General features: G+C 70.5%; 17 protein-coding genes. 7 read left to right on the top strand and 10 right to left on the bottom strand.

Going from position 1 to position 12,778, the window contains the following annotated elements; genetic code table 11:
* The 3 genes from E1218_RS04465 to E1218_RS04475 form a co-directional block, all read left to right on the top strand.
* The coding region (locus E1218_RS04465) for a PAC2 family protein (protein ID WP_132316527.1) at window positions 1–305 on the top strand (305 nt) is incomplete at its 5' end.
* Window positions 306–406: 101 nt separating this feature from the next.
* Window positions 407–1,189, top strand: coding sequence for a L,D-transpeptidase (locus E1218_RS04470; protein WP_132316529.1), 783 nt, complete (start codon window positions 407–409; stop codon window positions 1,187–1,189).
* An 11-nt stretch (window positions 1,190–1,200) separates the two neighbouring features.
* Window positions 1,201–2,100: a choice-of-anchor P family protein gene (locus E1218_RS04475; protein ID WP_132316531.1), complete on the top strand. Its 900-nt coding sequence runs from the start codon at window positions 1,201–1,203 to the stop codon at window positions 2,098–2,100.
* Window positions 2,101–2,103: 3 nt separating this feature from the next.
* Here E1218_RS04475 and E1218_RS04480 read toward each other — a convergent pair whose 3' ends face one another.
* On the bottom strand, window positions 2,104–2,466 hold the full coding sequence (locus E1218_RS04480; protein WP_132316533.1) for a MerR family transcriptional regulator: 363 nt from the start codon (window positions 2,464–2,466) through the stop codon (window positions 2,104–2,106).
* A gap of 55 nt (window positions 2,467–2,521) precedes the next feature.
* Here E1218_RS04480 and E1218_RS04485 point away from each other — a divergent pair, with 55 nt between their 5' ends.
* Window positions 2,522–3,388: a polysaccharide deacetylase family protein gene (locus tag E1218_RS04485; RefSeq protein ID WP_132316535.1), complete on the top strand. Its 867-nt coding sequence runs from the start codon at window positions 2,522–2,524 to the stop codon at window positions 3,386–3,388.
* Here the strand turns inward: E1218_RS04485 and mshC are convergent.
* From mshC to E1218_RS04510, 5 genes are all read right to left on the bottom strand, one after another.
* Window positions 3,346–4,572: a cysteine--1-D-myo-inosityl 2-amino-2-deoxy-alpha-D-glucopyranoside ligase gene (gene mshC / locus E1218_RS04490; RefSeq protein ID WP_132316537.1), complete on the bottom strand. Its 1,227-nt coding sequence runs from the start codon at window positions 4,570–4,572 to the stop codon at window positions 3,346–3,348. The two genes, E1218_RS04485 and mshC, sit on opposite strands and share 43 nt — an antisense overlap.
* 59 nt (window positions 4,573–4,631) lie before the next feature.
* Window positions 4,632–4,973, bottom strand: coding sequence for a zinc ribbon domain-containing protein (locus E1218_RS38085; RefSeq protein WP_132316539.1), 342 nt, complete (start codon window positions 4,971–4,973; stop codon window positions 4,632–4,634).
* 12 nt (window positions 4,974–4,985) lie between these two features.
* On the bottom strand, window positions 4,986–5,777 hold the full coding sequence (locus E1218_RS04500; RefSeq protein ID WP_132316541.1) for an SCO1664 family protein: 792 nt from the start codon (window positions 5,775–5,777) through the stop codon (window positions 4,986–4,988).
* The gene (locus E1218_RS04505) at window positions 5,774–6,349 is read right to left on the bottom strand and encodes a DUF3090 domain-containing protein (RefSeq protein ID WP_132316543.1); all 576 of its coding nucleotides are present in this window, start codon (window positions 6,347–6,349) and stop codon (window positions 5,774–5,776) included. Before E1218_RS04505 ends, E1218_RS04500 begins: the two co-directional genes overlap by 4 nt.
* Window positions 6,350–6,422: 73 nt before the next feature.
* The gene (locus E1218_RS04510) at window positions 6,423–7,118 is read right to left on the bottom strand and encodes a histidine phosphatase family protein (protein WP_132316545.1); all 696 of its coding nucleotides are present in this window, start codon (window positions 7,116–7,118) and stop codon (window positions 6,423–6,425) included.
* Window positions 7,119–7,159: 41 nt separating this feature from the next.
* Between E1218_RS04510 and corA the strand changes: the two genes are divergently transcribed.
* The gene (gene corA / locus E1218_RS04515) at window positions 7,160–8,140 is read left to right on the top strand and encodes a magnesium/cobalt transporter CorA (RefSeq protein WP_132316547.1); all 981 of its coding nucleotides are present in this window, start codon (window positions 7,160–7,162) and stop codon (window positions 8,138–8,140) included.
* A 107-nt stretch (window positions 8,141–8,247) separates the two neighbouring features.
* Here the strand turns inward: corA and E1218_RS04520 are convergent, their stop codons facing one another.
* Both E1218_RS04520 and E1218_RS04525 read right to left on the bottom strand, forming a co-directional pair.
* Window positions 8,248–9,075, bottom strand: a complete 828-nt coding sequence (locus tag E1218_RS04520) for an undecaprenyl-diphosphate phosphatase (RefSeq protein ID WP_132316549.1) — start codon at window positions 9,073–9,075, stop codon at window positions 8,248–8,250.
* Window positions 9,076–10,128, bottom strand: a complete 1,053-nt coding sequence (locus tag E1218_RS04525) for an LLM class F420-dependent oxidoreductase (protein ID WP_132316551.1) — start codon at window positions 10,126–10,128, stop codon at window positions 9,076–9,078.
* Between the two features lie 52 nt (window positions 10,129–10,180).
* On the opposite strand from E1218_RS04525, the gene E1218_RS04530 reads away from it, so the two are divergent.
* Complete coding sequence (locus tag E1218_RS04530; protein WP_132316553.1) at window positions 10,181–11,122, top strand: aldo/keto reductase; 942 nt, start codon at window positions 10,181–10,183, stop codon at window positions 11,120–11,122.
* A gap of 18 nt (window positions 11,123–11,140) precedes the next feature.
* The gene (locus tag E1218_RS04535; protein WP_130448421.1) at window positions 11,141–11,326 is read left to right on the top strand and encodes a DUF5703 family protein; all 186 of its coding nucleotides are present in this window, start codon (window positions 11,141–11,143) and stop codon (window positions 11,324–11,326) included.
* On the opposite strand, the gene E1218_RS04540 is transcribed toward E1218_RS04535, so the two are convergent.
* On the bottom strand, window positions 11,301–12,341 hold the full coding sequence (locus E1218_RS04540; RefSeq protein ID WP_132316555.1) for a LuxR C-terminal-related transcriptional regulator: 1,041 nt from the start codon (window positions 12,339–12,341) through the stop codon (window positions 11,301–11,303). The genes E1218_RS04535 and E1218_RS04540 overlap by 26 nt on opposite strands.
* A gap of 10 nt (window positions 12,342–12,351) precedes the next feature.
* A complete protein-coding gene (locus tag E1218_RS04545; RefSeq protein ID WP_132316557.1) occupies window positions 12,352–12,777 on the bottom strand; it encodes an ester cyclase in 426 nt (141 codons plus the stop codon).
* Window position 12,778 lies beyond the last annotated feature (1 nt).

Raw genomic sequence — 12,778 nt, forward strand, 5'->3', positions numbered from 1 at the left:
CGCTCTGGTCGGCGATCCCGCACTACATCGCCGGCAGCCCGTGCCCGAAGGCGTCCCTCGCGCTGCTGAGCAAGATCGAGGCCCTGCTGGACCTCCAGATCCCCGAAGGCGAGCTGCCCGAGCTCGCCCGGGCCTGGCAGCGCGGCGCCGACGAGCTCAGTGAGGAGGACCCGGAGGTGGCGGAGTACGTGCACTCCCTGGAGGAGCAGCGTGACACCGCGGACCTGCCCGAGGCCTCCGGCGACGCGATCGCGGCCGAGTTCGAGCGCTACCTGAAGCGCCGGAACAAGAACCACCCGGACTGACCGCCGCCCGATCACTCTACTGTGGCGTAACGTCACCGATCGTCCTATTCTCGACCGGACGACGACGGCCGCTCGCGGCCGGGTGAGGCCACGGGGAGCGGATGCGCAGGTCGCGATGGGACGAGCGGGGTGGCGGCTCGGTCGGGGCGCTGGCCGTGCTCGTCGTGCTCGGCGCCGTCGCGGTGGTGGGTGTGCTCGGCAACCGGGACGACCTGCCTGCGGTCGACCTGACCACGCTGGTGAGTTCGTCGACGCACGCGACCATCCCCGACGCACCGCTCGACCCGCAGCCGTACGCCGGCACCGGCGGCGTGGTCGTCCACCCGCGGACCGAGACCGCCGTCTACACCGCGCCGGACGCGGACGCGTTCGCCAAGGTCGCGCCGACCCAGTTCGGTCCGACCTGGCTGCCCGTGGTCGAACAGACCGACGGCTGGGTCCGAGTCCTGCTGCCGTCCAAACCGAACCGCTCGACCGGGTGGCTGCCGGACGAAGACCTCGACCGGGCCACCTCGCCGTACCTGATCCGCGTGCACACCGGCTCGCGGACCCTCGAGCTGTTCCGTCAGGGCCGCCGCCTCGGCGTCTGGAAGGCGGGCGTGGGGGCGCGGAAGACGCCGACACCACCCGGCCGCACCTTCCTGCTCGGCTCGATCGTCGACGACCGGCGATCCGCCTCGCCCGTCGTCCTGCCGCTCGGCGCCCACAGCCCGACCCTGGACACCTTCGGCGGTGGCCCCGGCACGGTCGCGATCCACGGCTGGCCGAGCCCCGACGTGTTCGGCGCGGCCATCAGCGCCGGCTGCGTCCGCGTGCCGAAGAAGGCCCTCACCGAACTCCAGAAGGTTCCCCTCGGAACCCTCGTCCTGATCGACGGCAAGTAAACGGAGAAGAGATGCGACGACACCTCGTGCCGACCGCGCTGACTCTCACCGCGGTGACCGGTGTGGTGGCGTTCAGCCTGGTCGCCAGTTCACCGGTCGGCAACGCGACTGTCCGGCCGTCGTCGGCGTACGCCGTCAGCGCGGACGGCCAGGTGCCGATCGAGAAGACGCCGTACGCCGAATCGCTCGACGGCAAGCGGCGTAGTTCGTCGGCGCTCGAACTGCCGGACAACCCGCTGCTGTCGGTCCGGGCCGGGACCGTGTCGGCCGGGAACGACGCGGCGTCGGTGGAGCTGTTCGACGTGACCGTCGGCCCGGACGTCCTCAGCCGGGTCGAGGTCCCGCCGGAGCTGAAGCAGACCTGCGCCAGCCTGCCGGCGACCGGCGCCGACGACCTGCCGATTCCCGATCTCCCGCTCCCCGACCTCGGCCTGCCGCTGCCGGCCCCGAGCACGGCCGATCTGCCGGTCAAGAACCTGCCGGAGCTGTGCAACCTGCTGCTCACGCCGCCGAGCTCGCTGCTCGGGATCGATGCCGTCAACGTCTGGTGCACCGGTGACGACGGCGGCGTCGACATCGGCTCGCTCACGGTGCTCGGGCAGAAGGTCGCCGTACCGGCCACCGAGGAGTCCGTGACGATCCCGGCCGCCCCGCTGGCCACGATCACCGTCAACGAACGGACCCAGCGGCCGGACGGCTCGTTCACGATCACCGGGCTGACGATCAACCTGGGCGACGGCGCTGAGGTGATCCGGCTCGCGTCGGCGACCTGCGCGCCACCGGCCGGCAAGCCGAAGCCGGCGCCGACCCCGCAGCCGACCCCGCAGCCGACGCTGCCGGCGCCGCTCGACCAGCCGCCGGTCGCGCCGATCCCGACGCCGGTCGAGACCCACCACCCGGTGACCGGCTGAGCACTAGAGCTCGCGGGCAGCCGCCGAGATCACGTCGTCCAGGACCGCGCGGGAGTTCGTCAGGTCGGCGATCATCCGGTCGATCCGATCGCGCTCGGCGGTCAGCTCGGTCACCAGCTCGGGGGTCGCGCGTTCGTTCGGGCCGCCGTCGGGGTCGCGCATGCACGGGAGCAGCTCGGCGATCTTCTTGCTGTGCAGGCCGGCGGCGTACAACTCCTGGATCAGGATGACCCGGTCGACGGCGCGCTCGGCGTAGTCGCGCTGGCCGCCGGGGGTCCGCTCCGACGCCAGCAGGCCGTGCTGCTCGTAGTACCGCAGCGACCGTTCGCTCACCCCGGTCCGCCGGGCCAGCTCGCCGATCCGCATCGATCCTCCACCGGGACTTGAACCTGACACTGATGTCAGATTTTACCGTGCCGGTATGACGCTCTTCGACTACAGCCCGATCACCGAACGCCCGCCGCTGACCTGGCCCGACGGCAAGCGGGTCGCCTTCTACGTCGGCCTCAACATCGAGCACTTCCTGCCCGACCTGCCGTCCACCAGCATCTGGCCGCTCGAACTGAAGCCCGACCCGCTGAACCACGGCTGGCGCGACTACGGCGCGCGGGTCGGCATCTGGCGGACCATGGACGTCCTCGACCGCCACGGCGTCCGGGCGAGCGTGCTGCTGAACTCGATGGCGGCCGAGCACAACCCGCAGATCATCACGGCCGGCGTGGACCGCGGCTGGGCCTGGCTGGCCCACGGCAGGACCAACTCCTCGCTGCACACCGGCCTCGCGCCGGACGAGGAACGCCGAGTCCTCATTGACATCGTCGACACGATCGAATCCGCCACCGGCAGCCGGCCGAAGGGCTGGATGGGCCCGGGGTTGACCGAGACCCACAACACTCCGGAACTGCTGGCCGAGCTCGGGCTGAGCTACGTGCTGGACTGGACCAACGACGATCAGCCCTACCGGCTCAACGTGCCGGGCATGCTCAGCGTCCCGTACACGGTCGAACTGAACGACCTGATCATCTTCCAGCGCGGCATCACCGGCCCCGAGTTCGTCCAGATGATCAAGGACCAGTACGCCGTTCTCAGCGCCGAGTCGGAGCACGGCGGCCGGGTGATGCCGTTGGCTCTGCACCCGTTCGTGATCGGGCAGGCGTTCCGGACGAAGTACCTGGACGAGGCACTGGCGTTCCTGGCGTCACAGCCCGACGTCTGGCTGACCACGAGCGACGAGATCGCCGCCCATTACACCGCCAGCTTGACCCCGAGCAGCGCGTCAACGGCCTGAACGACCAGCGCCGGCGCCTCGGTGTCGTCGCCGTTCGTCTCGGCCCAGGTGTCGATCGCGGACAGCGCCGCCACCGTGTCGAGGTCGTTCGCGAGCGCGGCACGGACGGCGTCGACCGCGGCCGCACCGTCCGGTCCCGAGCCGCGGGTCACTGCGCCACGCCAGACGTCCAGCCGCTCCTGGGCGTCCAGCAGCTCGGTCGACGTCCAGAACCAGTCCGTGCGGTAGTGGTGCGCGAGGAGCGCCAGCCGGATCGCCATCGGGTCGGATCCGGCCAGGCGCTCCTTCGACACCAGCACCAGGTTGCCCTTGGACTTCGACATCTTCTCGCCGTCCAGGCCGACCATCGCCTGGTGTACGTAGGCCCGGGCGAACGGGTACTCCCCGGTCGCCACCTGCGCGCCGCTGGCGGACATCTCGTGGTGCGGGAAGATCAGGTCCGACCCGCCGCCCTGGACGTCGAATGTCATCCCGAGGTGTTTCAGCGCGATCGCCGAGCACTCCACGTGCCAGCCCGGCCGGCCGCGGCCGACGGACGAGTCCCAGGCGGGTTCGCCCGGTCGCTCGTGCCGCCACAGCAGGCTGTCCAACGGGTCCCGCTTGCCCTCGCGGTCCGGGTCGCCGCCGCGCTCGGCGAACAGCTCGCGCATGGTCTCCCGGTCGTACCCGGACACGCCGCCGAAGGCCGGATCTGCTTTCACCGCGAAGTACAGGTCGCCGTCGACGGAGTAGACCGCGCCCGCCCGCTGCAGGTCCTCGACCGCGCCGGCGACCAGGTCGATCGACTCGACCACGCCGACGTAGCTCTGCGGCGGGATCACCCGGAGCGCGGTCATGTCGTCGCGGAACAGCTGGATCTCCTGCTCGGCCAAGTCCGTCCACTCCACCCCGGTCGCGGCCGCCCGCTCGAGCAGCGGATCGTCGACGTCGGTGATGTTCTGCGTGTACTGCACCTCGTACCCGGCGTCACGCCAGACCCGGTTGATCAGGTCGAACGTCACGTACGTGGCCGCGTGCCCCATGTGGGTGGCGTCATACGGCGTGATCCCGCACACGTACATCCGCGCCGCCCCGCCCTCGGCCGGCGGCACCTCGACCGGCCCTCCGGAGGCGGTGTCGTAGAGGCGCAGCCGCCGGGCCCGACCCGGCACGACCGGGATGTCTGGTTTCGTCCACGCCTGCATGCTCAGGAGCTTATTTGACGTCCTCCCGGGCATGAACGACGGGGATTCCTTCCGTGCCGTCACCCGGCACTCCGGCGGGTTCCTGCTTCGCCGACGACTGCCGGACTCGCGTCCGGTCCTACACCGTCTCCACAGGCAGTCGCGGCCTGCCCGGCCGCCAGGATATTGCGGGCCGCGTTCTCATCGCGGTCGTGCACAGTTCCGCAATCGCACCGCCATCGGCGATGCCGGGTGACTTCTTGCTGCCCAGCGCCCCAGACCGAGCACAGCCGGGTGCTTGGATGCAGGGGGCGCCCGCCGCCGGCTGGACGCTGGCCGACCTGCTCACCGAACCCGGCGCGCGCGACCGTAGCCACGATCGCCCGCCGGGTCGGGTAAGCCGACGCCTTCAGCTTCAGCACGTACCTGAACGGTCAGAAAGCCGGCCAGGGAACGGCCGGCCAGTCGTCGCTCGGGTAGGGGTGCACACCGGTCTTCAGCAGCATCGCGCACCGCTCCCGGGTCGCGGTCAGCTCGACCGCGGTGATGAGCTCGCACAGCTGCTGCCCGAGGCCGCCGGCGAGCTGGTCGGCCAGTGCGCGGACGTCGTCCAGCATGTCGGCCGGGATCGGCTCACCGGCCCAGCCCCACAGCACGGTCCGCAGCTTGTCGTCGGCGTTGAAGGTGACTCCGTGGTCGACGCCGAACACGCGCCCGTCCCCGGGGTTCAGCACATGGCCGCCCTTGCGGTCGGCATTGTTGACCACGGCATCGAACACCGCCATCCGCCGCAGCGCCTGGTTGTCCGCGTGCACCAGCGTCACCGGGTTGTGCCGGCCGTCGAGCGCGTCGAGGACGCCGATCCAGCCGTCCGGCACCCGGCCCTGCGGGACGATGTCCACCAGCTCGGTCTCCTCCGGCCCGAGGTCGGCCTCCTCGATCCACAGCTGGACCATGCCCTCGCCGAGCGGACCGTCCCGCAACAGCGTCGGCGGCACCAGCGACCAGCCGAGCGCCTCCGAGACGACGTACGACGCGTACTCACGCTGGGCCAGCGTGCCGTCCGGGAAGTCCCACAGCGGCCGCTCCCCCTGGACCGGTTTGTAGACCACCGTCGCGGAGTCGTCGCCCCGGCTGACCGAGCCCTGGAACGTGCCGTTCGACGCCGCCACCAGCCGGCCGTGCAGGGACAGCTCCCCGTGGGCGAGCAGGTCCAGGTCGATCATTCCGGTAGGTGCCTGCGGTAACCGTTGGCGCGCGGGCAGATGTGGCCGTCCGGGTCGATCGGGCGCCCGCAGAACGGGCAGCTCGGCCGGCCGGACGCAACCAGGGCGACCGCCCGGCGGGCGAACGCGCGCGCCCGCTCCTCGCTGATCCGGACGATGAACACCTCGGCGTCCTCGGACTCCATCGCGGCCGTGACCGGGTCGGTCTCCTCCAGCTCGGCCTGCTCGCCGGTGACGACCGAGAACACCTCGATCACCACCCGCTCGGCATCCGCCTCCCAGGCCAGCGTCATCGTCCCGGCCCGGAACTCCTCCTCGATCGGCTGCTCCAGCGGATCGGTGTCGTCGACCCCGGCCGGGGCCACCGGATCGCGGTCGAAGCGCCGGGCGACCTCGTCCAGCATGACGTCCAGCCGCTCGGCGAGCGCCATCACCTGTTCCTTCTCACAGGCCACCGACGTCAGCCGGGTGCCGGCCCGCGCCTGCAGGAAGAACGTCCTCGCACCGGGTTCCCCGACGGTGCCGGCGACGAACCGGTCCGGGTCGTCGTAGGAATGCACAACTCGCGCCATGACTAGACCCTAGAACATGCCCGTCAGTCCGAGTGCCGCGCAGTAGGCGCGGGACTGACGGGCAGGTTCTTCGTCACCGTCCGCCGACCACCGCGTCCGAGGACTGCTTTCTGGTCCGCTTTCCGGTGGCCGGCTTCGGGACCAGACTGGCGAGCTCGCTGCCGGAGTCGTTCAGCCGGACCAGGAACGGGCGGGTCTTGGTGTAGGTGATGATCGTGGTCGACGCGGTGTCCACGACGATCCGCTGGAACGTGTCCAGGTGCTGCGCGAGGGCGTCCGCGACGATCGCCTTGATCACGTCCCCGTGCGACACCGCAACCCACAGCGCGTCGTCGCCGTGCGACTGCGCCAGCGCCGCGTCGTGCGCCCGTACGGCGTCCACCGCGCGCTGCTGCATCGCCCGCATCGACTCCCCGTTCGGGAACGTCACGGCCGACGGGTGCTGCTGCACGACCGACCACAGCGGGTCCTTCATCAGCGCCGTCAGCTTCTGCCCGGTCCAGTCGCCGTACCCACACTCGGTCAGTCGCCGATCCGTTGCCGGGCGCAACTCGGCATGAGGTCTCGCGATCGCCACTGCGGTCTGCTTGCACCGCTCCAGCGGCGAGGTGACGATCGCCGCCAGCGGCAGCTCGGCCAGCCGCTGCGCGACCGCCTCGGCCTGCTGCAGACCGGTCTCGTCCAGCTTCACCCCCGGCGTGCGGCCGGCCAGTGTGCCGGACGTGTTCGCGGCGCTGCGGCCGTGCCGGACCAGAATCACCGTGGGCATGGTCTGCACGTTATCCGGTCGAGGCAAGCCCTGCTGCCATCATGGGTGGCGTGATCGTGGACTGTGGCGTGTATGCCGAGGGTGAGCGGCAGGACCTGCCGAAGGATCCCGAGACTGTTGCCCAGGCCATCGACGACGACGGCGCGGCGTTCGGGTGGGTCGGGCTGCACGAGCCGTCGGACGCGGAGATGCGCCGGGTGCAGCGGCTGTTCGGCCTGCACGAGCTGGCCGTCGAGGACGCGCTCAAGGCCCACCAGCGTCCCAAGGTCGAGCGCTTCGGCGACGCGATCGTCGTCGTGCTCCGGACCCTGTGGTACGTCGACGAGGGCGACGCCGTGGAGACCGGCCAGGTCAGCGTCTTCGTCGGCCCGCGGTACGTCGTCACCGTCCGGCACGGCGAGGGCGGTGAGCTCGCGACCACCCGGCAGCAGCTGGAGGAACGGGCGTCGATGCTCGGCCACGGCCCGGCCGCCGTTCTCTGGGCGGTCTGCGACTCGGTCGTCGACGGGTACGAGGAGGTCGCCGACCAGGTCGAGGTCGACGTCGACGAGGTGGAGAGCTCGGTGTTCTCCCCCGAGCGCACCAGCGACGCCGAGCGGATCTACAAGCTCAAGCGCGAGGTGCTCGAGATGCGCCGCGCGATCCAGCCGCTGCGCGACCCGATCGAGCAGTTCGCCCACGGCGTACCCGGGATCAGCCCGAAGGCCGCGCCGTTCTTCCGCGACGTTGCCGACCACGTCAGCCGGGTCTCCGACCAGACCGAGGCGCTCGACACCCTGCTCAGCTCGGCCCTGGCCGCACATCTCGCCCGGGTCTCGGTCCAGCAGAACGACGACATGCGCCGGATCTCGGCATGGGTCGCGATCGCCGCCGTCCCGACCATGGTGGCCGGGATCTACGGGATGAACTTCGACAACATGCCCGAGCTCCGCTGGCACTACGGCTACTACGCCGTACTCCTGCTGATGGCCGCCGTCTGCTTCACCATGTACCGCTTCTTCCGCAAGGTCGGCTGGCTCTGATGTGCAACTCGACAGGAGGTGTCGCGCTCGGTCGGTCGACGCCACGCTCGCCGGTGAAGTCCTGACGGACGCCGAGCGGGACACCTCCTGTCGGTTTGCACGCGGGATCAGGTGGCGGTGATCGTGCTGGTGGCGAGCAGGATGACGATGACTATGCCGAGGAGGACTCGGTAGAACGCGAAGACCTCGATGGTGTGCTTGGCGACGAACTTGAGGAGCCAGGCGACCGAGGCGTAGGCGACGACGAAGCTGACGACCGTGCCGACCACGACCGGGACCAGCCCGACCGAGCCGTCGAGGGCGTGCGGGAGCTCGAAGATCGCCGCGCCGACGAGGGCCGGGATGCCGAGCAGGAACGCCATCTTCGTCGCCGCGACCCGGTCCAGGCCGCAGAACAGGCCGGCCGAGATGGTGGCGCCGGAGCGCGACACCCCGGGGATCAGCGCGAGGCACTGGATGACCCCCATCACGACCGCGTCGATCAGCGTGATCCGGGTCAGCGGGCGGCTCTTGCTGCTGAGACGCTCGGCCGCGACCATCACGAACGACCAGCCGATCAGTGACGCCGCGACCCACCACATGCTCCGCAGCGGGCCGGCGATGATGCTCCGGCCGAGGTACCCGACGACGCAGATCGGCAGCGAGCCGATGATCACGAACCAGCCCATCCGGTGATCGAACTCACCCCGGTACTCGGGGTGCCGCAGTCCCTTGAACCACGCGACGGCGTACGTCCGGATGTCCTTCCACATGAACAGCACCACGGCCGCGATCGCACCGAACTGGATCACCGCAGTGAACGCCGTGATCGCCGGGTCGTCGATCTGCTGGCCGAGCATCTTCGAGGTGATGGTGAGGTGCCCGGTGCTCGACACCGGCAGGAACTCGGTCAGGCCCTCGACGATGCCGAGGACGATGGCTTCCCAGATGGACACTCAGTCACCCACTCCGGCGAGCTCGAGCGCCTCGGCGACGGTGCGCAGGTCGGCGATCCGCTGGTCCACGGTCGGCGCGAACGGCGTCAGCGCGACCGTGGTCGCCCCGGCCTCGGCGTACGCGGTCAGCTTCTCGGCCATCCGCTCCTTGTCGCCGAGCAGCGAGATTCCGTCGATGAACCCGTGCGGTACGGCGGCCATCGCGTCCCGGTGCTGCTTGTCCAGGTACAGGTCCTGGATCCGCTTGGCCTCCTCGGCGTACCCCATCCGGACCGCGAGCGCGTTGTAGAAGTTCTTCTCCCGGCTGCCCATGCCGCCGATGTAGAGCGCGGCGTACCCGCGGATCGGGTCGGCCGCGGCCTGCAGGTCGGCACCGGTCATCACCGGCACGGACGCGACGACGTCGAAGTCGTCGAGCCCCTTCTGACAGGTCTGGCGGCCCGTCGCGATGTGTTTCAACTGCTCTCCCAGATAGGCGGGGTCGTTGAGGATGCCGAGCCAGCCGTCGGCGATCTCGCCGGCCAGCTCGAGGTTCTTCGGCCCGACCGCGGCCAGGTACACCGGCACGTGGTCGCGGATCGGGTGGATCGACAGCTTGAGCGCCTTGCCCGGGCCGTCGGGCAGCGGCAGCGTGAAGTGCTCACCTTCGAAGGCCACCGTCTCACGTCGCATCGCCGCGTTCACGATCGCGACGTATTCCCGGGTGCGGGCCAGCGGCTTGTCGAACCGGACGCCGTGCCAGCCCTCGGACACCTGCGGTCCGGACACGCCCAGGCCGAGCCGGAACCGGCCGTTGGACAGCCGGTCCAAGGTGGCGGCCGTCATCGCGGCCATCGCCGGGGTCCGGGCCGGGATCTGGAACACCGCGGCGCCGACGTCGATGGTCGAGGTCTGGGCGGCGATCCAGGCCAGCAGCGTGGCGGCGTCCGAACCGTACGCCTCCGCGGCCCAGGTGACCGAGAATCCGAGCCGTTCGGCCTCCTTCACCAGCCTCAGATGATCCAGATGGTCGTCGCCACCGAAGACGAAGCCGATGTTGAGTCCGAGTCGCATGACAGGCGAGCCTAACGAGCCGTTGTCGGTGGCGGCCAATAGGCTCGGTCTCATGCAGCAGCGCTATCTCGGTCACAGTGGACTGGCGGTGAGCCGCCTCGGTCTCGGCACCATGTCCTGGGGACGGGACACCGACGAGCACGAGGCGCGCGAGCAGCTGGCCGCGTTCGTCGCGGCCGGTGGGACGCTGATCGACACCGCGGCGGCGTACGGCGACGGTGACAGCGAGCGACTGATCGGCTCTCTGCTCGGCGACGTGGTGGACCGCGACGACCTGGTGATCGCGACCAAGGCCGGATTCAGCGTCCGCCGCGGCGAGCGGATCACCGACACCTCCCGCGGCGCCCTGCTGCGCGACCTGGAGGGCTCGCTGCGCCGGCTGAACGTCGACCACCTCGACCTCTGGCAGCTGCACACCTGGTCGGACGACGTACCGCTGGAGGAGACGCTGTCGGCGCTCGACCATGCGGTCAGCTCGGGCAAGGTGCGGTATGTCGGCGTTTCGAACTACGCGGGCTGGAAGTCGGCCCGCGCGGTCACCTGGCAGCAGGCCTGGCCCGGTCGCGCGGTCCCGGTGTCGAACCAGGTGGAGTACTCGCTGCTCGCCCGGGACGCCGAGGCGGACGCGATCCGGGCGGCCGGCGGGCTGGGCATCGGGATCCTGGCCTGGTCGCCGCTTGGCCGAGGTGTGTTGACTGGCAAGTACCGCACCGGGATCCCGGCGGACTCCCGGGCGGCGTCCCAGCATCTGTCCAGATTCGTCGACCCCTACCTGGACGGCCGCGGGTCGGGCATCGTGGAGGCAGTCGCGCGAGCCGCCGACGGGCTCGGCTGGACACCGCTCGAGGTGGCACTCACCTGGGTGCGGGACCGGCCGGGCGTGTCGGCGGCGATCGTCGGGGCCCGGACGGCGATGCAGCTGAAGTCGGTCCTGGGTGTGGAGGAGCTCACCCTCCCGCCCGCGATCGTCGCAGCGCTGGAGGACGTGTCGTAGGCAGGACTGGAGGTGCGGATGGCCGAATACGAACTGCAGCAGTTCGAGGTGTCCAGGACGGAGTCGCGCGGTGCGGTCCGCCGGTTGCTGACCGAGCACGCCGAGTACGGCGGCTGGGAGCTGGCCCGCCTCCGCCGCTACCCCGACGGCACCCGCCGGGTCTGGCTCCGCCGCCGCATCATCCGGGTGATGCGGACCCTGTGAGCAGGGCGGTCACCAGCTCACGGCGACTGCCGACGCCCACTTTGTCGAACGCCGCCCGGACGTGTTCCTGCACCGTGTGCGGGGACAGACACAGCTGCTCGACGATCTGCCGGGTCGAGTAGCCCTTCAGCAGCAGCTCGGTGACCCGCTGCTGAGCTGGGGTCAGCCCGTGCAGATCGAGTAGGAACGACCCGAGCTGTGCGGCCGTGGCCGGCTCGATCACTACCGCGGTCCGCCGGCCGTCGGCTCCCTGGAGGGTCGATGCATGCAGCGCGAGCCACCGGCCGGACCGCGTCCGCACCTTGAGCGCCGGAGGTGCCGGCAGCTCATGGACACGGGTGAGCTGCGCCGCCACGGCTCGCACGGCGACCGGGATCTCGGCGGCTCGTGTCGGTTCCAGCTCCGTCATCCAGTGCTCGGCCTCCGCGCTCATCGACGCCAAGCGGTGCGACGCATCGAGGACCACGACCCCCGGCCCCACCTCGCTGTCGTCGACCCGCCCGGCCAGGAGGCTCCGGCGCAGACCTTCAGCGAGATGCGGCCCGAGGCGACGTACGAGCTGGAGTTCCTGCTCCGAGAAGCCGGCCGCCGCGTTCTCCCGGTGCAGGCAGATGACACCCCAGCAGCGCCCGTTGGACCTCAGCGCTGCCCGGAGCTCGTCGCCGAGACCGAGCGGTCGCATCACCTGGACGTACCGGGCGCTGCTCGGCCACTCCCCCTTGGTGGCGTGGCCGAGCGAGTTCACCGGGTCCGGCGCGGCCGCGAGGGCGGTGAACTTGTTCACGTCGTCCTGCCCGAACTCGTTCCACAGGAACTGCTCGGTCACCTCGCCGAGCGGCTCGTCCGCGCTCGCCGAGGTGAACAGGACCGTGGCCGGATCGACCGTCGCGAAGAAGGCCGCGTCGACCGTCATCAGCCGCTTCAGCCGGATCAGCACCTCGGACCGCAGCTGATCGGCGTCCAGCCCCGCGTAGCACCGCTGGATCAGCACTTCCAGGCGATCCGCCGCCCCCATGATCGTGATGCTACGACTGATCCGGTACGACGCCCAGTTGCCGGAGGAACCCGAGCTCGTCGAGTCTCCCCCAGCGCTCGCGGACCAGGCCGTCGCGCACCCGGAAGATGTTGATCCCGGGCAGCCTGACGGTCCTGCCGGTGGGGGCGACCCCCATCACCTCGCCACGGTGCGTGCCGGACGCCGTGAACCGCTCCACCACGATGTCGCCCTCGGCAACCAGTTCGTGGAGCTCGCTGTGCCAGTCCGGGAACGCCGCCCGCATCATCGCGCCGGCGACCCGCATCCCGTCGCGGTCCGGCGTGACCCCGAACGGTGGGTCGTGGTTGACGAAGTCCTCGGCGAGGTAGGTGTCGACCGCGCCGGGGTCGCCTTTCGTGAACAGCCCGTCGATCAGGTCGCGGACGGTGTCTTTGTTACTTTCCGTAGTACTCATG

Source organism: Kribbella turkmenica, assembly GCF_004348725.1.
In the GTDB taxonomy this organism is placed as follows: domain Bacteria; phylum Actinomycetota; class Actinomycetes; order Propionibacteriales; family Kribbellaceae; genus Kribbella; species Kribbella turkmenica.